The organism is Acidovorax facilis (assembly GCF_023913775.1).
GTDB classification, from domain to species: Bacteria; Pseudomonadota; Gammaproteobacteria; order Burkholderiales; family Burkholderiaceae_C; genus Acidovorax; species Acidovorax facilis.
Genome location: NZ_JAMXAX010000043.1, coordinates 1 through 24,179, shown reverse-complemented (window position 1 = coordinate 24,179; position 24,179 = coordinate 1). Strand labels below are relative to the sequence as shown.

Annotated in this window: 21 protein-coding genes; 12 read left to right on the top strand and 9 right to left on the bottom strand. The window is 64.7% G+C overall.

What is annotated here, in order from left to right:
- Positions 1-43: 43 nt before the first annotated feature.
- From NFX52_RS13880 to dnaA, 6 genes are all read right to left on the bottom strand, one after another.
- Entirely contained in the window at positions 44-481 is a 438-nt protein-coding gene (locus NFX52_RS13880; RefSeq protein ID WP_055401254.1) for an OsmC family protein, read from the bottom strand.
- 809 nt (positions 482-1,290) lie between these two features.
- The gene (locus tag NFX52_RS13875; RefSeq protein WP_055401223.1) at positions 1,291-1,704 is read right to left on the bottom strand and encodes a YkgJ family cysteine cluster protein; all 414 of its coding nucleotides are present in this window, start codon (positions 1,702-1,704) and stop codon (positions 1,291-1,293) included.
- Between the two features lie 32 nt (positions 1,705-1,736).
- Complete coding sequence (locus tag NFX52_RS13870) at positions 1,737-2,570, bottom strand: protein NO VEIN domain-containing protein (protein WP_238385715.1); 834 nt, start codon at positions 2,568-2,570, stop codon at positions 1,737-1,739.
- A 29-nt stretch (positions 2,571-2,599) separates the two neighbouring features.
- Positions 2,600-5,215, bottom strand: a complete 2,616-nt coding sequence (gene gyrB / locus NFX52_RS13865) for a DNA topoisomerase (ATP-hydrolyzing) subunit B (protein ID WP_252635688.1) — start codon at positions 5,213-5,215, stop codon at positions 2,600-2,602.
- A 144-nt stretch (positions 5,216-5,359) separates the two neighbouring features.
- Positions 5,360-6,478, bottom strand: coding sequence for a DNA polymerase III subunit beta (dnaN, locus tag NFX52_RS13860; RefSeq protein ID WP_055401227.1), 1,119 nt, complete (start codon positions 6,476-6,478; stop codon positions 5,360-5,362).
- A 130-nt stretch (positions 6,479-6,608) separates the two neighbouring features.
- Positions 6,609-8,033, bottom strand: coding sequence for a chromosomal replication initiator protein DnaA (gene dnaA / locus NFX52_RS13855; protein ID WP_082437586.1), 1,425 nt, complete (start codon positions 8,031-8,033; stop codon positions 6,609-6,611).
- A gap of 432 nt (positions 8,034-8,465) precedes the next feature.
- Between dnaA and rpmH the strand changes: the two genes are divergently transcribed.
- From rpmH to NFX52_RS13820, 7 genes are all read left to right on the top strand, one after another.
- Complete coding sequence (rpmH, locus tag NFX52_RS13850; RefSeq protein ID WP_005798102.1) at positions 8,466-8,600, top strand: 50S ribosomal protein L34; 135 nt, start codon at positions 8,466-8,468, stop codon at positions 8,598-8,600.
- A gap of 73 nt (positions 8,601-8,673) precedes the next feature.
- Positions 8,674-9,189 (top strand): ribonuclease P protein component, encoded by a 516-nt coding sequence (locus NFX52_RS13845; protein ID WP_055401229.1) that lies wholly within the window; start codon positions 8,674-8,676, stop codon positions 9,187-9,189.
- Positions 9,186-9,479, top strand: coding sequence for a membrane protein insertion efficiency factor YidD (gene yidD / locus NFX52_RS13840; protein ID WP_055401258.1), 294 nt, complete (start codon positions 9,186-9,188; stop codon positions 9,477-9,479). The genes NFX52_RS13845 and yidD overlap by 4 nt, the downstream gene beginning before the upstream one ends.
- Positions 9,476-11,185 (top strand): membrane protein insertase YidC, encoded by a 1,710-nt coding sequence (yidC, locus tag NFX52_RS13835; RefSeq protein ID WP_055401231.1) that lies wholly within the window; start codon positions 9,476-9,478, stop codon positions 11,183-11,185. Before yidD ends, yidC begins: the two co-directional genes overlap by 4 nt.
- Positions 11,186-11,332: 147 nt before the next feature.
- Entirely contained in the window at positions 11,333-12,757 is a 1,425-nt protein-coding gene (mnmE, locus tag NFX52_RS13830; protein ID WP_207401975.1) for a tRNA uridine-5-carboxymethylaminomethyl(34) synthesis GTPase MnmE, read from the top strand.
- A gap of 143 nt (positions 12,758-12,900) precedes the next feature.
- Positions 12,901-13,392: a Crp/Fnr family transcriptional regulator gene (locus NFX52_RS13825; protein WP_055401233.1), complete on the top strand. Its 492-nt coding sequence runs from the start codon at positions 12,901-12,903 to the stop codon at positions 13,390-13,392.
- Positions 13,393-13,502: 110 nt separating this feature from the next.
- Positions 13,503-14,420, top strand: a complete 918-nt coding sequence (locus NFX52_RS13820) for a hypothetical protein (protein ID WP_055401235.1) — start codon at positions 13,503-13,505, stop codon at positions 14,418-14,420.
- 40 nt (positions 14,421-14,460) lie between these two features.
- Here NFX52_RS13820 and NFX52_RS13815 read toward each other — a convergent pair whose 3' ends face one another.
- The gene (locus NFX52_RS13815) at positions 14,461-15,015 is read right to left on the bottom strand and encodes an adenine phosphoribosyltransferase (RefSeq protein ID WP_055401237.1); all 555 of its coding nucleotides are present in this window, start codon (positions 15,013-15,015) and stop codon (positions 14,461-14,463) included.
- Between the two features lie 194 nt (positions 15,016-15,209).
- Here NFX52_RS13815 and NFX52_RS13810 point away from each other — a divergent pair, with 194 nt between their 5' ends.
- On the top strand, positions 15,210-18,263 hold the full coding sequence (locus NFX52_RS13810; protein WP_055401239.1) for an EAL domain-containing protein: 3,054 nt from the start codon (positions 15,210-15,212) through the stop codon (positions 18,261-18,263).
- Between the two features lie 219 nt (positions 18,264-18,482).
- On the opposite strand, the gene NFX52_RS13805 is transcribed toward NFX52_RS13810, so the two are convergent.
- Positions 18,483-20,468, bottom strand: a complete 1,986-nt coding sequence (locus NFX52_RS13805; protein WP_055401241.1) for a monovalent cation:proton antiporter family protein — start codon at positions 20,466-20,468, stop codon at positions 18,483-18,485.
- 125 nt (positions 20,469-20,593) lie between these two features.
- On the opposite strand from NFX52_RS13805, the gene NFX52_RS13800 reads away from it, so the two are divergent.
- The 4 genes from NFX52_RS13800 (at position 20,594) to NFX52_RS13785 (ending at position 23,783) form a co-directional block, all read left to right on the top strand.
- On the top strand, positions 20,594-21,595 hold the full coding sequence (locus NFX52_RS13800) for a KpsF/GutQ family sugar-phosphate isomerase (protein WP_055401243.1): 1,002 nt from the start codon (positions 20,594-20,596) through the stop codon (positions 21,593-21,595).
- Between the two features lie 135 nt (positions 21,596-21,730).
- Positions 21,731-22,279, top strand: a complete 549-nt coding sequence (locus tag NFX52_RS13795; RefSeq protein WP_252635687.1) for a KdsC family phosphatase — start codon at positions 21,731-21,733, stop codon at positions 22,277-22,279.
- 67 nt (positions 22,280-22,346) lie between these two features.
- Positions 22,347-22,976: an LPS export ABC transporter periplasmic protein LptC gene (gene lptC, locus NFX52_RS13790; RefSeq protein WP_055401247.1), complete on the top strand. Its 630-nt coding sequence runs from the start codon at positions 22,347-22,349 to the stop codon at positions 22,974-22,976.
- 27 nt (positions 22,977-23,003) lie between these two features.
- Complete coding sequence (locus NFX52_RS13785) at positions 23,004-23,783, top strand: SDR family oxidoreductase (RefSeq protein ID WP_055401249.1); 780 nt, start codon at positions 23,004-23,006, stop codon at positions 23,781-23,783.
- A 132-nt stretch (positions 23,784-23,915) separates the two neighbouring features.
- Here the strand turns inward: NFX52_RS13785 and NFX52_RS13780 are convergent.
- A partial coding sequence (locus tag NFX52_RS13780; protein ID WP_252635686.1) for a hypothetical protein occupies positions 23,916-24,179 on the bottom strand: 264 nt, incomplete at its 5' end.

The window sequence follows — 24,179 nt, the reverse complement described above, 5'->3', positions numbered from 1 at the left end:
ATCGGCCAGGGCGGCGCCCTCGGCGCCGCGCCTGTACCGTTAGCTACTTCACGAGCGTGGCGGTCAGCGTGATCTCTGGCACCGAGGCCAGCGCCTTCGACAGCGGGCAGTTGGCCTTGGCATCGGCCGCTAGCTTCTGAAAGGCAGCATCGTCCATGCCCGGCACCTTGGCCGTGAGCGTGAGGGCGATGCGGTCAATCACAAAACCATCGCCTTCCTTGCTGAGCCGCACGCTGGCCGTGGTGTCGACGGTCTCGGTGGCAATGCCGGCCTTCTCGGCGGCAAAAGAAAATGCCATGGTGAAGCAGGCAGCATGGGCAGCGCCCACAATCTCTTCGGGATTGGTGCCCTTGCGGTCATCGCCAAAGCGGCTGGCAAAGCCGTAGGGGTACTTGTCCAGCGCGCCGGTCTCGGTGCTGATCTGGCCCTGGCCGGACTTACCGGCACCTTCCCAGTGAACGCTGGCTTTCTTTTCAGACATGGTGTGCTCCTTGTGGTGAATGGGGTGAACCACCCATGTCACCACGCCCCGCCGCTCGGGCGTGTGGGACACCGTCGCATCGTGCTGTCCATCTTGAACGTGCATCGTGGCGGGCATGGGTGCCCGTTGCAGTGCTAGTGTGGTGTTGCATGCTTGACGGCACATTGAAAGTCGATGGACTTTTTAGTCATGGCAAGGCGCAAACCACAGCGATACCCGTAGGTATCGCGCGGATTTGCAACGCCGCCCTGGCCGAAAAGACCCGGTTAGAAGTGCCGGATAGCGTCCAACACCACACTAAACGTCTTCAATGAGGGGCTGGGTCCGCACCATGCGGATCGCATCAAACGGACACCGCACCGCGCACAAGACGCACCCCGTGCAGATCGCAGCAGCAGGATAGAGCCAGGAGCCAGGAGCCAGGAGCCAGGCGACCACGACAGCATTGCAGCTCAGCGCACGCAGCACCGCTGGTCGAGCGCTGCCGTGGTGGGCGGGCTTGTAAACAACACCGAAGGCGGGTGCGCTGGCGATACCGTGCGTGCACGCCCCCTGCAGCAGCAACAGTGCCTCCACCATCACCCGGCACCTTCTCATCCGTGGACACGTCCAGGGCGTCAGCTACCGCTGGTCCATGATGCATGGCTGCCCAGCAGCGCGGTGTGCAAGTGCCGTGATGGCAGAGCCTGCGGAGCCTTGGGCAGGCCTTGTACAGAGGGGCACGGTGTAGGAGCAGGGAGGTTGGTCAGCTTGCACTGTGTCGGGTGCCGCGCTGCTGCACCAACCGACGGATTGGTCTTGGTGACCGTTCAGCCCTTGCGCTGCAAGTCCCGAGCCCCATAAGCACAGTACCCAGGCTTGGGGCTCTTCTTTTGTGGGTGCAGCCGGCACGTCTCGGGCCGCTTGTCATACACCGTGCACAGCCGGGTCTTCGGGTCCAGAAAATTGCAGTCCCCGCTGGCCCGCCGCGCCATCGTGAAGATCGCGTTCTTGTGATTGAAGTGGTCAATCAACCGCGCCTTGAGCAGCCGCTTGGCAATGTGCCGCAGCTCTTCATGCTCGGCCTCGAACGGGTCTACCAGCTCAAGCCGCACCAGGTCGGGCAACTGCACTTCCAGCGGCATCGTGCAGCAGTTGGCCGCGCAGGTGTCGCACAGGCCTGCGCGGTAGCGGGTCCAGGTGTCGAGGCGGTCTACGTCAACGATGGCGATAGGGGAGCGCATGGAGGCAGACGGATGACGGCTTGCAGTTTGAATTAAGAAAAGCTAGCGCGATATGTGACGGGGTCCAGGTCACAGTGCTGATCCAGTGCGCCTTTCAGAGCGAACAACTTTGGAGTCTGCCTAAACTCAAACAGACGACATAGTGTGAAGTCGGTACCCGCATCTCGGGAAAACCGCAATTCGTTCTTGGATATGAAAAACGGGGTGTCTTTACCAAACGCAGTGGTTTTCACTTCAATGAACCGCTCGCGACCGTTCGCATCGAAAGACAGGATGTCGTAGCCTAGGCCGTCCCCCCTTGTTTGCGAAACGTGCTCTACGCGTTCAGCAAGATCGCGCTTTCCGATATGAGTCAGTCGCCACTGCTCGTATCGAAAAACGAACTCTTCGCCAGCCTGACCTAACGAGCTATTGCGAGACTCAATCGCGAGGTAGTCACGCTTGATTGGTAGATTGCCGTAAGGCGGGCTTGTCTCGCTGACACTGTGGCGCTTTAACGGCGCTTCGGTTTCGACTCTGGAGAAATCCACAATTTCTGGGGGGACTGCGGGTTGGCGCGCAGCTGCAAGCGCCAGTGAATCCAGGGCAGAGGACTGATCAACTTGTCGCTCCACTACTTCACGCAGCAGACGTTGGTAGTTCGCTCGTGGTTGATATCCGCGCAGGTATGGGCAGCCCAGATGAATTAGCACTGCACTGATGTTGCAGTGCTTGAATTCGACCGAACCCGCTGATCGAGCATTGAGTTTTTCAAGCAAGGCGCGACGGTGTGCGGCCTTGCTGTAGGCCTGACCAGCCAGTTCAAGACTGAGCATCTTGAGGTAGTCGGCGACAACGGCCTCCACCTCTACATGAGACCAGTCCATTGCCGGTTGAACCGAGTCAGCTGACTATGTCAAACGTCGATATTGCCCGCCCGCAAAGCGTTGGTTTCAATGAAATCCCGCCGGGGCTCCACCTCATCCCCCATCAGCATCGTGAACACCCGGTCCGCTTCGATCGCATCGTCGATCTGCACGCGCAGCAAACGGCGCACGTTGGGGTCCATCGTGGTTTCCCACAGCTGCTCGGGGTTCATCTCGCCCAGGCCCTTGTAGCGCTGGCGGGATGTGCTGCGTTCGGCTTCGCTGATCAGCCACTTCATGGCCTGGCGGAAGTCGCCGACCTTTTCTTCCTTCTGCTTTTCGCCCTCGCCGCGCAGGGCCTTGGCGCCCTCGCCCAGCAGGCCGCGGAAGGTCTCAGCGGCTTCGGCCAGGGCGGCGTAGTCGGCGCCGTGCACGAAGTCTTGCGTGATGACGCTGCTCTTGATGTTGCCGTGGTGGCGGCGGCTGATGCGCAGCAGGGGCTTGTCGGTGCGGGCGTCGAACTCGCCAGCCACTTCGGCGGGGGCGCCGGTGGTGTTCAGTTCGCGCAGCTTGGCCTGAAGGGCCACGGCGCTGGCTTCAGCATCGGCCACGGTGTCGAGCTTCAAGCTCACGCCGTCGGCAATGGCACGCAGGGCTTCGGCGTCCATGAAGTTGCCCAGGCGGGCGATGACGCTTTCAGCGATCTGGTGCTTGCGCGCCAGTTCGGCCAGGGTGTCGCCGGTCAGCGTTTGCGGGTTGGCGCCGCCGGTGGTCACGCTGGCGTGGTTGAGCGCAATGCGCAGCAGGAAGCCGTCGAGCGCGGGGGCGTCTTTCAGGTACAGCTCTTCCTTGCCGGCCTTGACTTTGTACAGCGGTGGCTGGGCAATGTAGATGTGGCCGCGCTCGACCAGCTCGGGCATCTGGCGGTAGAAGAAGGTGAGCAGCAGGGTGCGGATGTGGGCGCCGTCCACGTCGGCGTCGGTCATGATGATGATGCGGTGGTAACGCAGCTTGGCCACGTCAAAGTCGTCGCCCCCGGTGGTGCCGCCCGCCTTGCCGATGCCGGTGCCGAGGGCGGTGATCAGCGTGAGGATTTCGTTGCTGGTCAGCAGCTTTTCGTAGCGGGCTTTTTCCACGTTCAGGATCTTGCCGCGCAGCGGCAGGATGGCCTGGAACTTGCGGTCACGGCCTTGCTTGGCAGAGCCTCCGGCGGAGTCACCCTCCACGATGTAGATCTCGCACAGGGCGGGGTTTTTTTCCTGGCAGTCGGCCAGCTTGCCGGGCAGGCCCATGCCGTCGAGCACGCCCTTGCGGCGGGTCATTTCGCGGGCCTTGCGGGCGGCTTCGCGGGCGCGGGCGGCCTCTACGATCTTGCCGCAGATGATCTTGGCGTCGGCCGGGCGCTCCTGCAGGTAATCGGTCAGCAGCTTGCCCACGATGTCTTCGACCGGGGCGCGCACTTCGCTCGATACCAGCTTGTCCTTGGTCTGGCTGCTGAACTTGGGCTCGGGCACTTTCACGCTCAGCACGCAGCACAGGCCTTCGCGCATGTCGTCACCGGTCACTTCGACCTTGGCCTTCTTGGCGAACTCGTTTTCTTCGATGTACTTGTTGATGACGCGGGTCATCGCGGCGCGCAGGCCCGTGAGGTGGGTGCCGCCGTCACGCTGGGGGATGTTGTTGGTGAAACAGAGGACTTGCTCGCTGTACGCGCTGTTCCACTGCATCGCCACTTCCACGCCGATGTGGGTGCCAGGGATGCCGCCATACGTCTCGGCCGGGCGCTCGCCCGCGGCGTAGAACGATGTGGGGTGCAGGACGGTCTTGCCCTTGTTGATGAACTCCACAAAGCCGCGTACACCGCCAGCGCCCGAGAAGTCGTCTTCTTTGCCGCTGCGCTCGTCCTTCAGGCGAATGCGCACGCCGTTGTTCAGGAACGAGAGTTCGCGCAGGCGCTTGGCCAGGATCTCGTAGTGGAACTCGTTGTTTTCCTTGAAGATTTCGGTGTCGGGCAAGAAGTGCACTTCGGTGCCGCGCTTGTCGGTGTCGTCCAGCACCTGCATGGGCGATACTTCCACGCCGTCCACCGTCTGCACGATGCGGTTTTGCACGAAGCCCTTGCTGAACTCCAGCGCGTGCACCTTGCCTTCGCGGCGCACGGTCAGGCGCAGCATCTTGCTGAGTGCGTTCACGCAGCTCACGCCCACGCCGTGCAGGCCGCCCGAGACCTTGTAGCTGTTCTGGTTGAACTTGCCGCCCGCGTGCAGTTCGGTCAGTGCAATTTCGGCCGCCGAGCGCTTGGGCTCGTGCTTGTCGTCCATCTTCACGCCGGTGGGGATGCCGCGGCCGTTGTCGGTGACGCTGATGGAGTTGTCGCTGTGGATGGTGACGACGATGTCGTCGCAGTGGCCGGCCAAGGCTTCGTCGATGGAGTTGTCCACCACCTCGAACACCAGGTGGTGCAGGCCAGTGCCGTCGCTGGTATCGCCGATGTACATGCCGGGGCGCTTGCGCACGGCCTCCAGGCCTTCGAGGATGGTGATGGCGCCTTCGCCGTAGCTTTCGCTGGCCCCGGCCTGGTTGGTGTCGATCTTGGCGAGGGTGGGCTCAACATGGCCGGAGACGCCGGTGTCTTCGGGCTCGGAGGGGATGTTGTCAACGGTCATGGTGGGCCTTGGGATCCGTGGAAACCGGGGTTTCCAATGTGTCAATATGGGTCAAATTGGGCTCTAGCGCTTATCCAGTAAGCGCTAGCAGCTATCAAAACGGTAGTAGTCGTGGTCAGGCTGTGCAGCAGGGCGGGGGCCGCCTCAAATGCGCATTGGCATGACCACGTACTTGAAGCTGTCGTTCTCGGGGATGGTCAGCAGCGCAGAGCTGTTGCCGTCCGAAAGCTCCACCTTCACCATGTCCTGGCCCATGTTGGCCAGGGCGTCGATGAGGTAGGTCACGTTGAAGCCGATCTCGATGGTGTCGCCACCGTAGTCGATGTCGAGCTCGTCCACGGCCTCTTCCTGCTCGGCGTTGTTCGACGCCACGCGCAGGGTGCCGGGCTCCAGGTTCAGGCGCACGCCCTTGAACTTGTCGCTGGTCATGATGGCCGTGCGTTGCAGGCTGGCCAGCAAAGGCGCGCGGCCCAGGGTGATGCTGTTCTTGTGGTTCTTGGGGATCACGCGGTTGTAGTCGGGGAACTTGCCCTCGACCAGCTTGGTGACGAACTCCATGCCGCCAAAGGTGAACTTGGCCTGGTTGTTGGCGAACTGCATCTCGATGTGGGGCTGGTTCTCGCCGCCCGCGTCAGACAGCAAACGCTGCAGCTCGATCACGGTCTTGCGCGGCAGGATGACTTCCTGCTTGGGCACTTCCACGTCCAGCGTCGCGCTGGCAAACGCCAGGCGGTGGCCGTCGGTGGCCACCAGGCTCAGCTGCTTGCCTTCGGCCACGAACAAAATGCCGTTGAGGTAATAGCGGATGTCCTGCACCGCCATCGCAAACGACACCTGGCCCAGCAGGTCTTTCAGCGTCTTTTGGGGCACGGCGAACACGGGGCCGAAGGCGGCGGATTCCTGCACCAGCGGGAAGTCTTCTGCGGGCAGGCTTTGCAGCGTGAAGCGGCTCTTGCCGCCTTTCAGGATGAGCTTGGACTGGGCGGATTCGAGGCTCACGGTCTGGTCGCCGGGCATGGTGCGCAGGATGTCAATGAGCTTGCGCGCGCCCACGGTGGTGGTGAAGTCGCCGGTGTCGCCGCCCAGCTCAGCCGTGGTGCGGATCTGGATTTCGAGGTCGCTGGTGGTCAGCTGCAGGGCATTGCCCGTCTTGCGGATCAGCACATTGGCCAGGATGGGCAGCGTGTGGCGGCGCTCCACGATGCCAGCCACGGATTGCAGAACCGCGAGAACCTTGTCTTGTGTTGCCTTCAGGACGATCATGTCTTCAACCTCTTGTGGTTTTTGGGACGGTGCGTGGACAGCGGCACAGGTCGTGCCTCCCCCTGCTGTATAACCCGCCATTTTGCCCGTTTACCGGGCGGGTTCTTTTCGGGGTCTCTCCCACCGGTTATCAGCCTTTCAGGGTCTGTTCCAGCACATGTAACTGCTGGTTCAACTCGGTCAGCTGCTGGCGCTCGCCCGAAATCTTGCGCACTGCATGCAAAACGGTGGTGTGGTCGCGCCCACCAAACAATTCTCCGATCTCGGGAAGACTCTTTTGCGTCAGTTCCTTGGCCAGGTACATCGCAATCTGGCGCGGCCGGGCAATGCTGGCCGGGCGCTTCTTGCTGTACATGTCGGCGACCTTGATCTTGTAGTAGTCAGCCACCGTTTTCTGGATGTTTTCCACAGAAATCTGCCGGTTCTGGATCGACAGCAGATCGCGCAGCGCCTCGCGGGCGAGCTGGATGGAAATCTCTTTCTGGTTGAAGCGCGAGTAAGCCAGGATCTTGCGCAGCGCGCCTTCGAGCTCGCGAACGTTGGAGCGCACGTTCTTGGCCACGAAAAATGCCACTTCTTCGGGCATCTCGGTGCCTTCGACGCGGGCCTTGTTGATCAGGATGGCCACGCGCATTTCCAGCTCGGGTGGCTCGATGGCCACCGTCAGGCCCGAGTCGAAGCGCGACACCAGCCGCTCGTGGATGTTGGCCAGGCCCTTCGGATACGTGTCCGAGGTCATCACGATGTGAGACTTCTTGGCCAGCAGGGCCTCGAAGGCGTTGAAAAATTCTTCCTGCGTGCGGTCCTTGTTGGCGAAGAACTGCACATCGTCGATCAGCAGCAGGTCGAGCGAGTGGTAGCGTTCCTTGAATTCATCAAAGGTGCGCCGCTGGTAGGCCTTAACCACATCCGACACAAACTGCTCAGCATGGATGTAGAGAACTTTGGCGTCGGGCTTGTCCTGCAGCAGGCGGTTGCCCACAGCGTGCACCAGGTGGGTCTTGCCCAAGCCCACGCCGCCATAGATAAACAGCGGGTTGTACAGGTGGCCGGGCATGCCCGCCACGTGCATGGCGGCCGAGCGCGCCATGCGGTTGGCCGTGCCTTCCACCAGCGTCTCAAAGGTGAGGCCTGCATTGAGCCGGTTGCGGAAGGCGCCCGCCGAGGCTTCATCGCTATGGCTCGTTTGCGGTTCGGACTGCGTTGCGGTGTTCGATGGTTCAGACGCTGCGGGGCGTGCGTAAGTGCGTACCACAGATTCCCGCTGAGCGAGCGCTAACTCCAGGGTGACGGGCTGGCCATACAGGCCTTCGAGCAAAGCGGCGATGCGGCCCGCATACTGTGCCCGGATCCAGTCGAGCTTGAACCGGTTGCCCACCAGCACGGTGACCTTGGAGAAGTCTTCGGCCACCTGGGCAATCAGGGGCTTGATCCAGGTGTTGAACTGCTGCTCGGGCAGGTCTTGCGCCAGTTGCTCTACGCAGGCTTGCCACAGGCCCTGGCCGGCATCTGCACCGGGTGAATGTTGGGGGCTGCGGGAGGGTTCCTCGATCATTTCAGGGGGATTCTTGTTGTGGATAGGAGGAACGGGGCTGGGCGGCGGATTGTAGCTTGTCAAATAGTTATCCACAATTTGAAAACTGCGGTGGTCAGAGGTGTTGATAGACGTTCAGGGGGGCGCTGTGGTGCTGGCGTGTACCCATTGAAAACCGCAGCCGTAGTTGCCGAGAACCCGTGATAAGCCGCGATAAAACAAGCCGAAACGTGATCCGGTGATAAGCCTGCCATCCAAAAGGCATTGCCAGCAGCTGGCTAGCCTGCGATAATCTCGGGTTTCCCTGAATGTGTTCAGGGTGATTTGACCCGGCGCGCCGTTATTTCTGCCCCGTGGATCTGCCGCCAAAGTCCTGTTGTACAGGGCGTGGCTGCGCAGATTGCAGGGGGTTCAAGAGCAGCAGTCCGGAACTGAACCTCAAGGAATAGCACCATGAAACGTACTTATCAGCCCTCTAAGACGCGCCGCGCGCGCACCCACGGTTTCCTCGTCCGCATGAAGACCCGCGGCGGCCGTGCCGTTATCAACGCACGCCGCGCCAAGGGTCGCAAGCGCTTGGCCGTCTAAGGCCGCTACGGTCTACGGCCTGCTCCCCGCCTGTTCCCGGCTTGTACCGCCAGGTTCCAAACGGGGCGCTTGCATGCACAGGCTGAAAACGCGTCCGCAGTTCCAGGCCACCATGGCGGGGGGCACTGTCTCCCGTACAGCGCATTTTGTGCTGCACCGTCTGGTGCTGGATGCCGAAGGTGCTGCGGCTGACCGCCAAGCCAGTGCTGCTTTACCCACAGGGCCCGGCTCCTTGCCACAACAGCAAGGGCCGCAGGCCCTGTTTGCCGTGCAGGGCGTCTGGCTGGGTGCCATGGTGCCCAAGCGCTGGGCGCGCCGCGCGGTGACGCGCAACACCATCAAGCGACAGATCTACACCGTGGGCGCCACGTTTGAAGCGCGGCTCCCGCAGGCCGCCCATGTGGTGCGTCTGCGCACGGCGTTTGACCGCAAGCAGTTCGTGAGCGCTACGTCCGACCAGCTCAAGCAGGCGGTGCGGGCAGAGCTGTTGCAGCTGTTTGGCTACGCCGCACGGCGTGCAGGTGGGGCCGGTGCTGCTTCCCCCGCGCAGCAACAAGGCGGTGTTGCAGAGCCGGTGGTGCCATGCTGATGCAGCGCCTCTTGATCGGTGTCGTCAAGGGCTACCGGCTGTTCCTGAGCCCTTGGCTGGGTTCGTCGTGCCGGTTTGAACCGACCTGCTCGGCCTATTCGCTGCAGGCGCTGGAGCAGCATGGCGCTGCGGCGGGCAGCTATCTCACGGTGCGCAGGCTGGTACGCTGCCACCCCTGGTGTGACGGGGGCCATGACCCGGTCCCGCAACAATTGCCGCGCAGCATGCGGCTTTTCTCGCGGCTTCATCCTTCCAACACCCAACCATCCTCACCAAAGAAGTCTTCATGAACGACATTCGCCGCACCATCCTGTGGGTGATTTTTGGCTTTTCCATGGTTCTGCTGTGGGACAAGTGGCAGCTGCACAACGGCAACAAGGCCACCTTTTTCCCCACCACGCCCGCAGTGACGGCACCCGCCGCTGTCGGCGCTGCGTCGGGCGCGACCGGCGCAGCCAGCGTGCCTTCCACGAGTGCACCCGTGGCCGCTGCAGCGACGGGGGCTTCTGCCGTGCCTGGCCAGCCAGCGGCTGCTGCGGCAGCACCTGCCGCCCGCGAGCGCATCGAAGTCAAGACCGACCTGTATCGCCTGGTGTTTGACAGCGAAGGCGGCTCGCTCACGCATGCCGAGCTGCTCAAGCACATTGACATGGCCGACAAGGCCCGCAATTTCCTGTTGCTGGACGAAAGCGCCCAGCGCGTTTATGTGGCGCAAACCGGCCTGATCGGTGGCACGTTCCCCACCCACAAGACTGCCATGACCGTGGTGCCCGGCCCGCGTGAACTCAAGGACGGTGAAGATGAAATCAGCGTTCGCTTCGAATCGCCTGCACAGGGCGGCGTGAAGCTGGTCAAGACCTGGACCATCAAGCGTGGCGCCTATGACATCGCGGTCAAGCACGACATCGTCAATACGGGCAGCGCGGCGGTGTCGCCCCAGCTGTACCTGCAATTGGTGCGCGATGGCAACAAGCCTCCCGGAGAGTCGTCGTTCTACTCCACCTTCACCGGCCCGGCCGTCTACACCGACGCCAAGAAGTACCAGAAGATCGAGTTCAAGGACATCGACAACGGCAAGATCGATATCCCCAAGGACTCGCCCAACGGCTACGTGGCCATGGTGCAGCATTACTTCGCTACAGCATGGCTGCTGGCCGACGGTGTGCAGCGCGAGCCCTTCACCCGCAAGGTGGACACCAACCTGTACTCCGTGGGCATGCTGACCTCGCTGGGCGCCATTGAGCCCGGTGCCACCAAGACCATCGATGCGCGCCTGTTCGCTGGCCCGCAGGTCGAAACGATGATGGAAAAGCTGTACCCCGGCCTGGAACTGGTCAAGGACTACGGCTGGCTCACCATCCTGTCCAAGCCGCTGTACTGGCTGCTGGACCAGCTGCACAAGCTGCTGAACAACTGGGGCTGGTCCATCGTGGCGCTGGTGTTGCTGCTCAAGATCGCGTTTTACTGGCTCAATGCCAAGGCCTACGCCAGCATGGCCAAGATGAAGGCCATCAACCCCAAGATCATGGAGATGCGCGAGCGCCTGAAGGACAAGCCGCAGCAGATGCAGCAGGAAATGATGCGCATCTACCGCGAGGAAAAGGTCAACCCCATGGGCGGCTGCTTCCCCATCATGATCCAGATCCCCGTGTTCATTGCGCTGTACTGGGTGCTGCTGTCCAGCGTGGAAATGCGTAACGCGCCCTGGATCGGCTGGATTCACGACCTGTCCACGCCTGACCCGTTCTTCATCCTGCCTTTGCTGATGACGGCCAGCTCGCTGCTGCAGACAGCCCTGAACCCCGCGCCGCCAGACCCGATGCAGGCCAAGATGATGTGGTTCATGCCGCTGATCTTCAGCGTAATGTTCTTCTTCTTCCCGGCCGGCCTGGTGCTGTACTGGCTGACCAACAACATCCTGTCGATTGCGCAGCAATGGCTCATCAACACCCGCATGGGCGTTCCACCGCAGTTCAACCTGCCAAAATTTAAGTAACCCCCTGAGCGGCTGCGCCGCTTCCCCCTTTCTCTCGCGCTGCGCGCGGGAAGGGGGACGACACCAGCGCGGCGGGGCGGCCCTTGCGCGGTGTCTCGCGCTTGGGCCGCGCCAATTTTTGGCGCTCTCTTCCCAACATCGCCGCACATGCTTGCCCGCCACCAAGACCCCATCGTCGCCATCGCCACCGCCCCGGGGCGTGGGGCTGTCGGCATCGTGCGCGTGTCAGGGCGCGGGTTGGATGCGCTGGTGCAGGCGGTTTGCGGGCGCACCCTCAAGCCCCGCGAGGCCACCTACCTGCCCTTTCGCGATGCGCAGGGCCAGGCCATCGACCAGGGGCTGGCGCTGTACTTTCCCGGCCCGCACAGCTACACCGGCGAAGATGTGCTGGAGCTGCAGGCCCACGGCGGCCCGGTGGTGCTGCAACTGCTGCTGGCACGCTGCCTGGAGGCGGGTGCCGCCACCGACCCCGCTACCGGCCAGCCCAATCTGCGCGGCTTGCGCGTCGCCCAGCCGGGCGAGTTCACCGAACGAGCCTTCCTGAACGACAAGATCGACCTGGCCCAGGCCGAGGCGATTGCCGACCTGATCGACGCCAGCACCGAGGCGGCTGCCCGCAGCGCCAGCCGCTCGCTGACCGGGGCTTTTTCGGCCGAGATCCATGGCCTGCGTGATGCCCTCATCCACCTGCGCATGCTGGTGGAGGCCACGCTGGACTTCCCTGAGGAAGAAATCGACTTCCTGCGCAAGGCAGATGCGCATGGACAGCTATCGAATTTGCAGCAAACATTGGCCTCTGTGATGCAGCGGGCGCGCCAGGGCGCGCTGCTGCGCGAGGGCATCAAGGTGGTGATCGCAGGCCAGCCCAATGCCGGTAAAAGCTCGTTGCTCAACGCGCTGGCGGGGGCCGAACTGGCCATCGTCACCCCCATTGCAGGCACCACCCGCGACAAGGTGCAGCAGACCATCCAGATCGAAGGTGTGCCCCTGCACATCATCGACACCGCCGGCCTGCGCGACAGCGAGGACGAGGTGGAGCGCATCGGCATCGCCCGCGCCTGGGACGAGATTGCCGGGGCCGACGCGGTGCTGTTCCTGCATGACCTGGAGCGTGCGGATGCTCCTGAATACATAGCTGGTGACGCCGATATAGCAAACGCGATGGCCCAAAAAATGCCCAAGAGCATTCCCGTGATTGACGTCTGGAACAAGCTCGACCGGGCGCCAGGGGCGGCTGCGGCGGCGGGTGAAAACGCCCGGCCTGGCGTGCACCTGTCTGCCCGGACGGGCGAGGGGCTGGATGGCCTGCGGCGCCTGCTTCTGGAAGTAGCCGGCTGGCAGTCCGCGCCGGAAGGCCTCTACATTGCCCGCGCCCGGCATGTGGAGGCACTGCAGGCCGTGGGGGCTCACCTGCAGGAGGCGGCCGATCAACTGCAGGCTCAGGGGCCGGCGCTCGACCTGTTGGCCGAAGAGCTGCGTTTGGCTCAGAATGCCCTCAGCGCCATCACCGGCGAGTTCAGCTCGGACGACCTGCTGGGTGTCATTTTTTCCAGTTTTTGTATTGGCAAATAGGCCCGCAGAAGGGCCGCTGCTCGCGCAGGTTGAACGGGTTTGCATCCGACCAGGGCGCACAGGCCGCCGCCTGTCGCTTATGTTGTAAATGGACGTAAACAGCGCTTGTGCGCAATCTGTAACAAGGGTACTTTCGGCAAACCATGAATGTTCCCACGCCTGTTGTTTCCAAGGTAGACCTGCAAGGTCTGATCGATGCTATCGCACAGGCCAGTGCCGACGACAGCATGACCAACCCGCTGACCCAGGCGCAGTGGGACATCCTCTCGTCTTACCTTCTGCCCGTGGTCATGCCCGCCGGACAGGTGTTGTTCACCCAGGGCGCTACAGACCGCACCTTGTACCTGGTGGAAAGCGGCAGCCTGAGCGTGCACTACCAGGACGAAAAAGAGCGCTTGCGTCTGGCGATCGTCGGGGCAGGCTCCGTGGTGGGCGAAGGTGCGTTTTTCTCGCACCGCTCCCGTAGCGCCACCGTGCAGGCCAGCGCGCCCTGCAAGCTGTGGAGCCTGACCGCCATCCGCTTCACCGAACTTTCCATCCGCCAGCCTGCCATTGCGCTGGGTCTGGTGATGGCCGCTGGTGCGGTACTGGCCAAGCGGCTGGGCAATCGCCGCCGCCGCGTTGCGGCCACCTGACAGACCACCGATGTGGTGGTGGCCTGCGGGCTTTTGCGGGGCAAGAATGGGTGTACAGCAAGTTACACTCAATTTGGATTTTTCTGGCGCCGTCCCGTAGAAAGCAAGCCATGTCTCTGTTCAGTTGGTTTAGCCGCAAACCTGCTCCCCCCAAACCCCGGCCCATGGCCGAACCGTCGGGCCTGTTGAATGCCGATGCCACGGTACCGCTCTCGCCAGGCCGCCAGGGCAAACCGCTGGTGGAGCCCCTGCCTCCCGAGCACGCCGCCAACCGCAAGAACGAACGCATGGAGCGCCGCGAGCTGCTCTACACGGTGGTCCGCGACGCGATGGTGCGGGCCGGTGTGCTGTCGGCCAGCTACAAGTTCAAGGTGCTGTCGCTGGACCAGCGGGGGCGCCAGTTTCTGGTCATGATGGACCTGGCGCGTGAATACGGTGGAGAAACTGTGCGCCTGTCCGAAATCGAGGCGCTGATTGCCCAGACGGCCAAAACCCGCTACGACATCCTGGTAACCGCCGTGTACTGGCGCATCAATGACCACGTGGCAGTGGGTATCCCCCAGAAGGGGGTTGCGCCCCAGGGGGCTTCCCTGCAGGCAGCACCACCGCTGGCCCGGCGGCCGGTTCCGGTGGCTACGGCACCCGCTCCGGTGGTGGCCACCCCGGCTCGTCCGGTGGCGCCCGTGCCGACAGCCGCCGCCACGGCCCCCGCGCCACTGCGCCCTCCCCTGGCTGCTCCGGCGGTTGCGCCTGCTGCAGCGCCCACTGCGCCCGCCGCCGCACCACGCCCAGCACCACGGTACGAACCCATCGAGGCGGACGAAGTGGCGGCGTTCAAGCGCGCCCTGGCCTCGGCGGCAGGTACCACCGCCGCAGTGCCGCTGGCAGCGGCCAAGCCCGGTGTGCCTGTGCGTTCGGGGCCTTTGTTGCCGCCTTCGCAGCCCACGGGGTTTGAAGACACCGAAATGCCCGGGTCCGATGGCCCGGCCCCGGACCTGAGCAGCACCCAGTACGGCGAGCTGAACTGACCCTGCGGGCCGCAGCTCGTCGGACTCTGGGCGGCCGTGATCAGTGGCCCTCGAAGTCCACCAGCGTGTACAGCGGCAGGCCGGATTCGCGCAGCCGTTTGGAGCCTCCCAGCTCGGGCAGGTCCACGATGGCGGCGCCCTCGGTCACCGTCGCGCCCAGTTTCTCCAGCAGCTTGCGGCCCGCCATCATCGTGCCGCCCGTGGCAATGAGGTCATCGATCAGCAGCACGCGGTCGCCTGCCTTTACGGCGTCGGTGTGCAGTTCCACCGTGGCGCTGCCGTATTCAAGTTCATAGGTTTCCTCTACCGTGGTGAAGGGTAGCTTGCCCTTCTTGCGGATGGGCACAAAACCCACGTTGAGTTCATAGGCCACCACGGCACCCAGGATGAAGCCGCGTGCATCCAGCCCGGCCACCACATCCGGGCGCAGCGCCTTGTCCAGGTAGCGGTGCACAAAGGCGTCGATCAGCACGCGGAACACCTTGGGGTCCTGCAGCAGCGGGGTGATGTCCCGGAACTGCACCCCGGGCGCGGGCCAGTCGGGTACGGTGCGGATGTGCTGGCGGAGGTATTCGTTGACGCTAAGTGGCTGCATGGGGTCGAGGGGGTAAAGAAAGGCTGCACGCGCAAACGTGCGCAGGCCAAAGGCCGTTGTGGGGCAAAGTGTATCCAGCCGGGGGGGGGTGCCCTGGGGGTGTGCCCGGAGCGCTGCAAGCCCCCATAATGTTTCCGTGCTGTTACACCCTTGGTAACGCCCCCCGTTGGACCACTCCACAACGCCGATCGGCCATGCCCATCTCCATCCTGCTGATCGAAAGCGATCACCACCACGCGCAGGCGGTGGTGGATGCGCTCGCAGACCCCTGGTCCGGCTGGCGGGTGGATGTGGCTCAGTCGCTGGCGCAGGCCCGGGACCACCTGGAGCACAGCAGGCCGGACATTGTGCTGGCGGCGCAGCGCAGCGTCGATGGCTCGGCCTTTGACCTGCTGCGGCTGCTCGATGGCGTCCCGGCCATGATCATCGTGCGCAAGGGCGCCGAGACCCATGCGGCCCAGGCCCTGCGCCACGGCTTTGATGACTATGCTGTGCAGGACCCTGCGCTGGACTACCTGCTGACCCTGCCCGCGCAGATCGATGCGGTGCTGGAGCGCAGTTCCAGCGCCCGTGCCCGGCTGGTGGCAGAGGCCATGCTGACGCGCCAGCACCGGTTGCTGCAGGCGATATCGCTCGCGCAGGCCATGTTCATCGCCAGTTCGGGCCCGCGCGCCGCGTTCGAGGCCCTGCTCAAGGAGCTGATGTCGCTCACGCAAAGTGCCTTTGGCCTGGTGGGCCAGGTACAACGTGCCGCTGATGGGCATCCCTTCCTGCGGGTGCATGCGATGACGGACATCAGTTGGGATGAGGCCTCCCATGCCCTCTATGCCCAGCACGCAGAAGAAGGCATGGTGTTCGACAACCTGCGGTCCCTGGTGGGCGCGGCGCTGGTGTCGGGCGAGCCGGTGCTCACCAACGATGCACGCCACGACACGCGCAGTGCGGGCACGCCCCCGGGCCATCCCCCGCTGCACACCTACCTGGGGCTGCCCATCCATGCGGCGGGCGAACTGGTGGCCATGGTGGGCCTGGCCAATCGGCCCGAGGGGTATTCGGCGGCAGACGTGCAGTTTCTCCAGCCCCTGCTCAACACCGTGGGCCAGCTGGAAATGGCCCGCCGAGCCGAGCTGGCGCGCAGCGCGGTCGAGGTGGAACTCGCGCGCACCAGCGCGTTGCTCGCGGAGAAGACGCGCGCCCTCGAAGGCACGCTGGCCAGCGTGTCGCAAGGCATTACCAACGTGGATGCGGAGGGACGTATCCGCGTCTACAACCGGCGCTATCTGGAGCTGCTCGACCTGCCCGAATCCCTGCTGGCCGCCCAGCCCAAAGTCGAGGACGTGGTGCGGTTTCAGACCGAACGGGGCGATTTCGGCACCGGATTTGAGCTGATAGAACCCACGGCGCGCAACTATGTGGCGTCGGAATATGCGGCCCACGGTGGCAAGCTCACCATGCCGGACACCTATGTGCGGCGCACCCACAACGGCCGCTACATCGAAGTGCGCACCCGGGCCCTGGAGCCAGGGGGGCGCGTGCGCACTTTCACGGACGTGACCGACTACCTGAGCACCCTGGAGGCCTTGCGCCTGAGCGAATCGCGCTGGCGCAGCCTCACCCACCTGTCCTCCGACTGGTACTGGGAGCAGGATGCGCAGTTCCGCTTTGTGCGCCTGGACGGCAACCCCTACAACGACGCCGGTGTACCCGACGAAATGCACTACGGGCGCACGCGCTGGGAGCTGCCCAATACCTTTGTGAGCGAGGGCCAATGGAGGGAGCACCGCAGGCAACTGGAGGCGCACGAGGTGTTCCACGACTTTGAAATGCAGCGCCTGACCGAAGACGGAAAGCCCGTGTGGGTCTCCATCAGCGGGGAGCCCATCTTTGATGGTGCTGGCCAGTTCACGGGCTACCGGGGCGTGGCGCGCGACATCACCGAACGCAAGCTGGCCGAGGCCGAGATCCAGCGCCTGGCCTTCTATGACGAACTCACCGGCCTTCCCAATCGGCGGCTGCTCATGGACCGGCTGGACCGCGCGGCCAACGCGTGTGCGCGGGAGGGTTGCCACGGGGCTTTGCTGTTCCTGGACCTCGACAACTTCAAGGGCATCAACGACACCATGGGCCACGAGTGGGGAGACCGGCTGCTCGTGCAGGTGGGCGGGCGCATCGGCGCGTGCGTCCGCGCCACCGACACGGTGGCGCGTTTGGGTGGAGACGAGTTCGTGGTGGTGCTGCAGGGCCTCCACGCCGAGGTGGACGTTGCGGCCGCCGAAGCCGAGGCCGTGGCGCAAAAGGTGCTGGCGGCGCTGAACGAGCCCTACGTGGTGCAAAACAGCGAAGTGCACAGCACGCCCAGCATCGGCATTGCCCTTTTTCGCGGTGTGCAGCTGCCCGTGCAGGAGCTGCTCCAGCGCGCCGATCTGGCCATGTACCAGGCCAAGGCGCAGGGCCGCAACACGCTGTGTTTCTTTGACCCCGCCATGCAGGCGGCGGCGTCTGCGAGGTCGGCGCTGGAAGGCGACATGCGGCAGGGCATTCTGCGCAACGAGTTCCTGCTGCACTACCAGCCGGTGGTGGACGAGGCCGGCAAGGTGCTGGGGGCCGAGGCGCTGGTGCGCTGGAACCACCCGCAGCGCGGCATGGTGCCTCCCGGCGACTTCATCCCTCTGGCAGAGCAGACCGGACTGATTCTGGCGCTAGGGCGCCAGGTGCTGACCATGGCCTGCCGCCAGCTGGCGCTCTGGGCAACAGCGCCGCACACTGCGGACTGGACCGTGGCCGTGAACGTGAGCGCGCAGGAGTTTCGCCAACCCGGCTTTGCCGACGAAGTGCTCAGCGTGCTGCGCGATTGCGGGGCGGACCCGGCCCACCTCAAGCTCGAACTGACCGAAAGCCTGCTGCTGCATGATGTGGAAGACAGCATCCTCAAGATGCAGGCACTGCGCACGCTCGGCGTGGGCTTCTCGCTGGACGACTTTGGCACGGGCTATTCGAGCCTGAGCTACCTCAAGCGCCTGCCACTGGACCAGCTCAAGATCGACCAGAGCTTTGTGCGCGACGTGCTCACCGACCCCAACGACGCCACCATCGCCTGCACCATCATCACCCTGGCCCACAGCCTGGGTCTGGACGTGGTGGCCGAAGGGGTGGAAACCGAAGGGCAGCGCGCGTTCCTGCTGCGCAACGGTTGCCAGCAGTTCCAGGGCTATCTGTTCGGGCGGCCCGGGCCCGCCGAGCTTTTGTAGTTTGCTATTAAATGGATAGCTATTGACGCTTGGTAGATAAGCGCTAGAGCCATATTTAATTCAAATTTTGGCGCCAGCCTCAGCCACTGGCACGCACTAGGCGAGAGATGCCAAGCAAGGGCCGCCCCGCAGCGAGGGCATCGTCCCCCTTCCCGGAGCGCGTAGCGCGTAGAGAGAAGGGGGAAGGCACGCAGTGCCTCAGGGGGATGTACCCTGCCTTTACCCCCGCAACAACTTGTCCTCCGCCAGCGCCAGCGCCGCCGGATGTCCTGAGAGCACCAGCGTGTCGCCTTCGGCCAGCTGTGCGTCGTCCTCCGCTGCGCTGATGTGGCCGTTGCCACGCCGCAGGTTCACCACCCGCACGCCCATGGCGGGCAGGGCCAGCTGGCCCAGGCTGCGGCCCAGGGCCGTGGAGCCGGGCGGCAGGTTGATGGTGGACAGGCGCTCCTGGTCGCGCTCGTTGGCCGTGTCGTCGTCGGCGCCGTGGAAGTAGCCGCGCAGCAGGTTGTAGCGCGCATCGCGCTGGTCCTGCACCAGGCGCAGCACGCGGCGCATGGGCACGCCCACCAGGGCCAGCGCGTGGCTGGCGAGCATGAGCGAGCCTTCGATGGCCTCGGGCACGACCTCGGTGGCGCCCGCCTCTTGCAGCTTGTCCAGGTGCAGGTCGTCCTGCGTGCGCACCACCACGGGCACCTGTGGTGCGTGCGAGCGCGCGTTGGCCAGCACCTTCAGGGCGGCCGGCACGTCGATGTAGGTGATCGCCACCGCGCTGGCACGCACCAGGCCAGCGGCCATCAGCGCCTGCAGGCGGGTGGCGTCGCCATACACCACCGAATCGCCCGCAGCGGCGGCCTGGCGCACACGGTCCGGGTCCAGGTCCAGCGCCATGTAGGGGATGCCTTCATGCTCCAGCATGCGCGCCAGGTTTTGTCCGCAGCGGCCGTAGCCGCAGATGATCACGTGTTTGCTGGTGTTGATGGATTTGCGCGCGATGGACGTCATCTGCAGCGACTGCTGCAGCCAGTCGCTGGCCACCAGCTTCATCACGATGCGGTTGCTGTACATGATGAGGAAGGGCGTCGCCAGCATCGACAGCACCATGGCGGCCAGGATGGGGTTCATCAGCGCGGGCTGCACCAGCCCGTTGGCCTGCGTGAGCGACAGCAGCACAAATCCGAACTCCCCCGCCTGGGCCAGGTAGAGCCCGGTGCGCAGGGCCACGCCCGTGGTGGCCCCCATGCTGCGGGCCAGCACCAGGATGATCCCCAGCTTGACCACCAGCGGCACCGTCAGCAGGGCCAGCACCAGCGCCCAGCGGTCCACCAGGATGTGCCAGTCCAGCATCATGCCGATGGTGATGAAAAACAGGCCCAGCAGCACGTCGTGAAACGGGCGGATGTCCGTACCCACCTGGTGCTTGTACTCCGTCTCGGACACCAGCACGCCCGCGATGAAGGCGCCCAGCGCCAGGCTCAGCCCCGCCAGTTCGGTCAGCCAGGCCAGGCCCAGCGTGATCAGCAGCAGGTTGAGCATGAACAGCTCCTCGCTCTTGCGCCGCGCCACCAGCGTGAGCCACCAGCGCATGAACCGCTGCCCGCCCGTGAGCAGAATGCCCACCAGCACCGTGGCCTTGACCAGCGCCCACGCCAGCGCGGTCAGCAGCTGGTCTGACGAGGAACTCAGCGCGGGGATCAACACCAGCAGCGGCACCACGGCCAGGTCCTGGAACAGCAGAATGCCCATCACGCGGCGGCCATGTTCGCTTTCGAGCTCAGCCCGCTCGGCCATGAGCTTGACCACAATGGCCGTGCTGCTCATCGCCATCACGCCCGAGAGCGCCAGCGCCGTCTGCCAGCCCATATCCCACACGCCGCCCACCCAGCGGGAGAGCACCAGTGCCGCGCCGGTGACCACCACCATCGTCAGCACCACCTGCATCAGCCCCAGGCCGAACACCTGGCGCCGCATGGCGCGCAGCTTGGGCAGGCTGAACTCCAGCCCGATGGCGAACATCAGGAACACCACGCCAAACTCGCCCAGGTGCCGCACCCCTTCCGAGTTCTGCGTCAGCGCCAGCGCATGGGGGCCGATGAGCACCCCCGCAGCCAGGTAGCCGAGCATGGGTGGCAGCTTCAGGCTGCGGCAGACCACAACACCCAGCACTGCGGCCAACAGGTAAAGCAAGGTGAGGGCGAGTGAGGACATGGTTCGATGCTATCCGAGCCTTCCTGCGGCCCTCGGTGTTTTCTGCCTGAAGCAGGGTCCATGCCAGAGCCAGGGCAAAAAATCTGCCACCCGCGCAGGCATGCCCGGTCGATAGAATCCACCGGATGACCCCTGTGCCCGCCACGCTGCCCCCTTTTGACGCCGAACAGGCCCTGCGCCTGGCCCGCGAGACCTTTGACATTGAGGCGGCGGCGCTGACCGGGCTGGCGGCCCGCGTCGATGGCGTGTTTGCCGAGGCCGTGTTGATGGTGCTGCAGGCCCGTGGCCGTGTGGTGGTGATGGGCATGGGCAAAAGCGGCCACGTGGGCCGCAAGATTGCAGCCACGCTGGCATCTACGGGCACGCCGGCGTTTTTTGTGCACCCGGCCGAGGCCAGCCACGGCGATCTGGGCATGGTCACGGGCGACGACCTGGTCCTGGCGATCTCCAACAGCGGCGAAAGTGGTGAACTGACGGCCATCCTGCCCGTGCTCAAGCGCCTGGGCGCTCCGCTGATCGCGATGACCGGCGGGCTGCAGTCCACGCTCGCCCGCCATGCCGACCTGGTGCTCGACTGCAGCGTGGAGCGTGAGGCCTGCCCCCTGAACCTGGCCCCCACTGCCAGCACCACGGCCCAGCTGGCCATGGGCGACGCGCTGGCCGTAGCCCTGCTCGACGCCCGGGGCTTCCGCCCTGAAGACTTTGCCCGTTCGCACCCTGGCGGTGCGCTGGGGCGCAAGCTGCTCACCCATGTGAGCGATGTCATGCGCACCGGCAGCGAGGTGCCGCGTGTGGCGCCCGACGCCTCCTTCAGCGACCTCATGCGCGAAATGAGTGCCAAGGGCCTGGGCGCCTCGGCCGTCGTGGATGCCGCCGGCCAGGTGCTGGGGATCTTCACCGACGGCGACCTGCGCCGCCGCATCGAGGTCGGGGCCGACCTGCGCACTGCCACGGCGGGCCAGGTCATGCACCCCCACCCGCGCCGCATTGCCCCGGACGCCCTTGCGGTGGACGCCGCCGAAATGATGGAGGCGCATGCCATCACCAGCGTGCTGGTGGTGGATGCGGGAGGGGTGCTCACGGGGGTGGTGCACATCGGCGACCTGATGCGAGCCAAAGTCATATGACCTCACTTCAAATGACCCCCCTGAGTCGCTGCGCGCCTTCCCCCTTAGGGGACGCACCCGGTGGCCCGGCGAAGCCGGTTCCACGGGTGCACTGGTCTTGGCTGTGCCCGTTCGATCTGCATGCCCCTTATTGAAATGACCCTGCCCGTGCTGCAATTTCCCCCCGAGCTGCTGCTGCGCGCCCAAGGCGTGCGCATTGCCTTCTTCGATGTCGATGGCGTGCTGACCGATGGCGGCCTGTATTTCAGCGAATCGGGCGAAACGCTCAAGCGCTTCAATACGCTGGACGGGCATGGGCTCAAGCTGCTGCAAAAGGCAGGCATCACGCCTGCGGTCATCACGGGCCGCGACTCCGCGCCGCTGCGCGTGCGCCTGAAGGCGCTGGGGGTCGAACACGCGGTGTTCGGCACCGAAGACAAACGCCCCGCCGCTGAACAGATGCTGGCCACGCTGGGGCTGGACTGGTCCCAGGCTGCTGCGATGGGTGACGACTGGCCCGACCTGCCGGTGATGCGCCGCAGTGCTTTTGCGTGCGCCCCGGCCAACGCCCAGGCCGAAGTGCGCCATGCCGCCCATTTTGTGACGCAGGCCCGGGGCGGCGATGGTGCCGCGCGCGAGCTGTGTGATCTGCTGCTGGTGGCATTGGGCCGCTATGCCGCACTGCTGGCGGAGTACACCGCATGAACCCGGGTTTTCTGCGCTCTTTCCCCACCTGCCAGGTTGTCGTGCCGGGCCCGGAGGCAACACCGTGATGCGCAACTGGGTCCGCCAGGGCTGGGAACAGTTCTCGCTCTATCTGCCCGTCGTGCTCATGGGGCTGCTGGCGCTGGGCACCTGGTGGCTGGTGCGCAACGCGCCCATGCCCATGCCCATGCTGCCTGCCATCGAGCGCCAACAAGGCAACCAGCCCGACTATTTCATGAAGTCGTTCTCGGTAAAGAGCTTTGACGCGAGCGGGCGCCTGCAAAGCGAAGTGCAGGGCGAAGAAGCGCGGCACTACCCCGACTCCGACACGCTGGAGATCGACAAAGCGCGCATGCGCTCGGTGACTCCGCAGGGCCGCCTCACCGTGGCCACGGCAGACCGCGCCCTGACCAATGCCGATGGTTCGGAGGTGCAGCTGTTTGGCAATGCCATCGTCACGCGCGAGCCCCTGCCTGCCAAGCCAGGGTCACCCGCCCAGCCTCGGCTGGAGTTCCGCAGCGAATTTCTGCACGCCTACACCAACACCGAACGCGTGCGTTCCGACAAGCCCGTCACCCTCACGCGCGGCAATGATCGCTTCACGGCCGACGGCATGGACTACGACAACCTCGACCAGGTGCTGCAGCTGCGCGGACGTGTGCGTGGCGTGCTCCAGCCCGGCGCGGCCAAGCCCTAGTACGCGTTGCCCACGTCCGGAACCTGCATGACCACTCCCCTTGTCTTCATCACCGGCGCGTCCAGCGGCATCGGCCAGGCCCTGGCCCTGCGCTTTCACCGGTCGGGCTACCGCCTGGCCCTGGTGGCGCGCCGCACCTCTGAGGTCAAAACATGGGCTAGCGCTCAAGGAATAAGCGCTGACAGCTACGAAATTTATAGTGCAGATGTAGCCGTGACCGACAGCATCGTTGCTGCGGGCCGCGATTGCATCGCACGCCAAGGGGTGCCTGACGTGGTCATTGCCAATGCGGGCATCAGTGTGGGCATGGACACGGCAGTGCGCGACGACATCGAGGTGATGGCACGCACCTTTGCCACCAACAACATCGGCGTGGCGGCCACCTTCCATCCCTTTGCCGACGCGATGGCGCAGCGAGGCAGCGGCACGCTGGTGGGCATCGGCAGCGTGGCAGGCATCCGTGGCCTGCCCGGGCATGGTGCGTATTGCGCCAGCAAGGCGGCCGTCATCAGCTACTGCGAGAGCCTGCGCGGGGAGATGCGCCCCCACGGGGTGCGTGTGGTCACCATTTCTCCAGGCTACATCGACACGCCGCTCACCCGCCAGAACCGCTACAGCATGCCGTTTCTGATGCAGGCCAATGATTTTGCGGACCGTGCCTTCCGGGCCATCACGGCCGGTGTCAGCTACCGGGTCATCCCCTGGCAAATGGGGGTGGTTGCCAAGTTGCTGCGCATGGTGCCGAACGTGCTGTTCGACAAGCTGCTGGCCGGGCGCCCGCGCAAGCGGCGGCAGAGCGAGCAGTAGCTCCTAGGTCCACCGGAGGTGGTTTTTGGCCGCCGGTTCGGGGCGGTCCTGGCTGCGATAGAAGCAAGGCGTGGCGGTCGTGCATGAAAAAAGCCCCCGAGGGGGCTTTCAGAGAAACGTCGCAGGTCTGCTTCAGTAGCCGTTGCCACCACCGCCACCATAGCCGCCACCACCGCCGTTGCGGCCACCGCCGCCACCGCCGTTGCGGGAGCCAGAGCCGTAGGGGCTGCGGAATCCGCCTTCGCTGCGGCCACCGCCACCACCGCCGCCGTAACCGCCGCCACCCTCGCGGCCGCCGCCATAACCACCACCGCCTTCACGGCCACCGCCGTAACCGCCGCCACCACTGCGACCACCGCCGCCGCCGTAACCGCCGCCACCGCCGCCACCGCCAAA

Excerpts from the sequence above, each read along its gene's own strand:
- NFX52_RS13880 (WP_055401254.1), bottom strand. The coding sequence starts at position 481 with ATGTCTGAAAAGAAAGCCAGCGTTCACTGGGAAGGTGCCGGTAAGTCC.
- NFX52_RS13875 (WP_055401223.1), bottom strand. The coding sequence starts at position 1,704 with ATGCGCTCCCCTATCGCCATCGTTGACGTAGACCGCCTCGACACCTGG.
- NFX52_RS13870 (WP_238385715.1), bottom strand. The coding sequence starts at position 2,570 with ATGGACTGGTCTCATGTAGAGGTGGAGGCCGTTGTCGCCGACTACCTC.
- gyrB (WP_252635688.1), bottom strand. The coding sequence starts at position 5,215 with ATGACCGTTGACAACATCCCCTCCGAGCCCGAAGACACCGGCGTCTCC.
- dnaN (WP_055401227.1), bottom strand. The coding sequence starts at position 6,478 with ATGATCGTCCTGAAGGCAACACAAGACAAGGTTCTCGCGGTTCTGCAA.
- dnaA (WP_082437586.1), bottom strand. The coding sequence starts at position 8,033 with ATGATCGAGGAACCCTCCCGCAGCCCCCAACATTCACCCGGTGCAGAT.
- rpmH (WP_005798102.1), top strand. The coding sequence starts at position 8,466 with ATGAAACGTACTTATCAGCCCTCTAAGACGCGCCGCGCGCGCACCCAC.
- NFX52_RS13845 (WP_055401229.1), top strand. The coding sequence starts at position 8,674 with ATGCACAGGCTGAAAACGCGTCCGCAGTTCCAGGCCACCATGGCGGGG.
- yidC (WP_055401231.1), top strand. The coding sequence starts at position 9,476 with ATGAACGACATTCGCCGCACCATCCTGTGGGTGATTTTTGGCTTTTCC.
- mnmE (WP_207401975.1), top strand. The coding sequence starts at position 11,333 with ATGCTTGCCCGCCACCAAGACCCCATCGTCGCCATCGCCACCGCCCCG.
- NFX52_RS13825 (WP_055401233.1), top strand. The coding sequence starts at position 12,901 with ATGAATGTTCCCACGCCTGTTGTTTCCAAGGTAGACCTGCAAGGTCTG.
- NFX52_RS13820 (WP_055401235.1), top strand. The coding sequence starts at position 13,503 with ATGTCTCTGTTCAGTTGGTTTAGCCGCAAACCTGCTCCCCCCAAACCC.
- NFX52_RS13815 (WP_055401237.1), bottom strand. The coding sequence starts at position 15,015 with ATGCAGCCACTTAGCGTCAACGAATACCTCCGCCAGCACATCCGCACC.
- NFX52_RS13810 (WP_055401239.1), top strand. The coding sequence starts at position 15,210 with ATGCCCATCTCCATCCTGCTGATCGAAAGCGATCACCACCACGCGCAG.
- NFX52_RS13805 (WP_055401241.1), bottom strand. The coding sequence starts at position 20,468 with ATGTCCTCACTCGCCCTCACCTTGCTTTACCTGTTGGCCGCAGTGCTG.
- NFX52_RS13800 (WP_055401243.1), top strand. The coding sequence starts at position 20,594 with ATGACCCCTGTGCCCGCCACGCTGCCCCCTTTTGACGCCGAACAGGCC.
- NFX52_RS13795 (WP_252635687.1), top strand. The coding sequence starts at position 21,731 with ATGACCCTGCCCGTGCTGCAATTTCCCCCCGAGCTGCTGCTGCGCGCC.
- lptC (WP_055401247.1), top strand. The coding sequence starts at position 22,347 with ATGCGCAACTGGGTCCGCCAGGGCTGGGAACAGTTCTCGCTCTATCTG.
- NFX52_RS13785 (WP_055401249.1), top strand. The coding sequence starts at position 23,004 with ATGACCACTCCCCTTGTCTTCATCACCGGCGCGTCCAGCGGCATCGGC.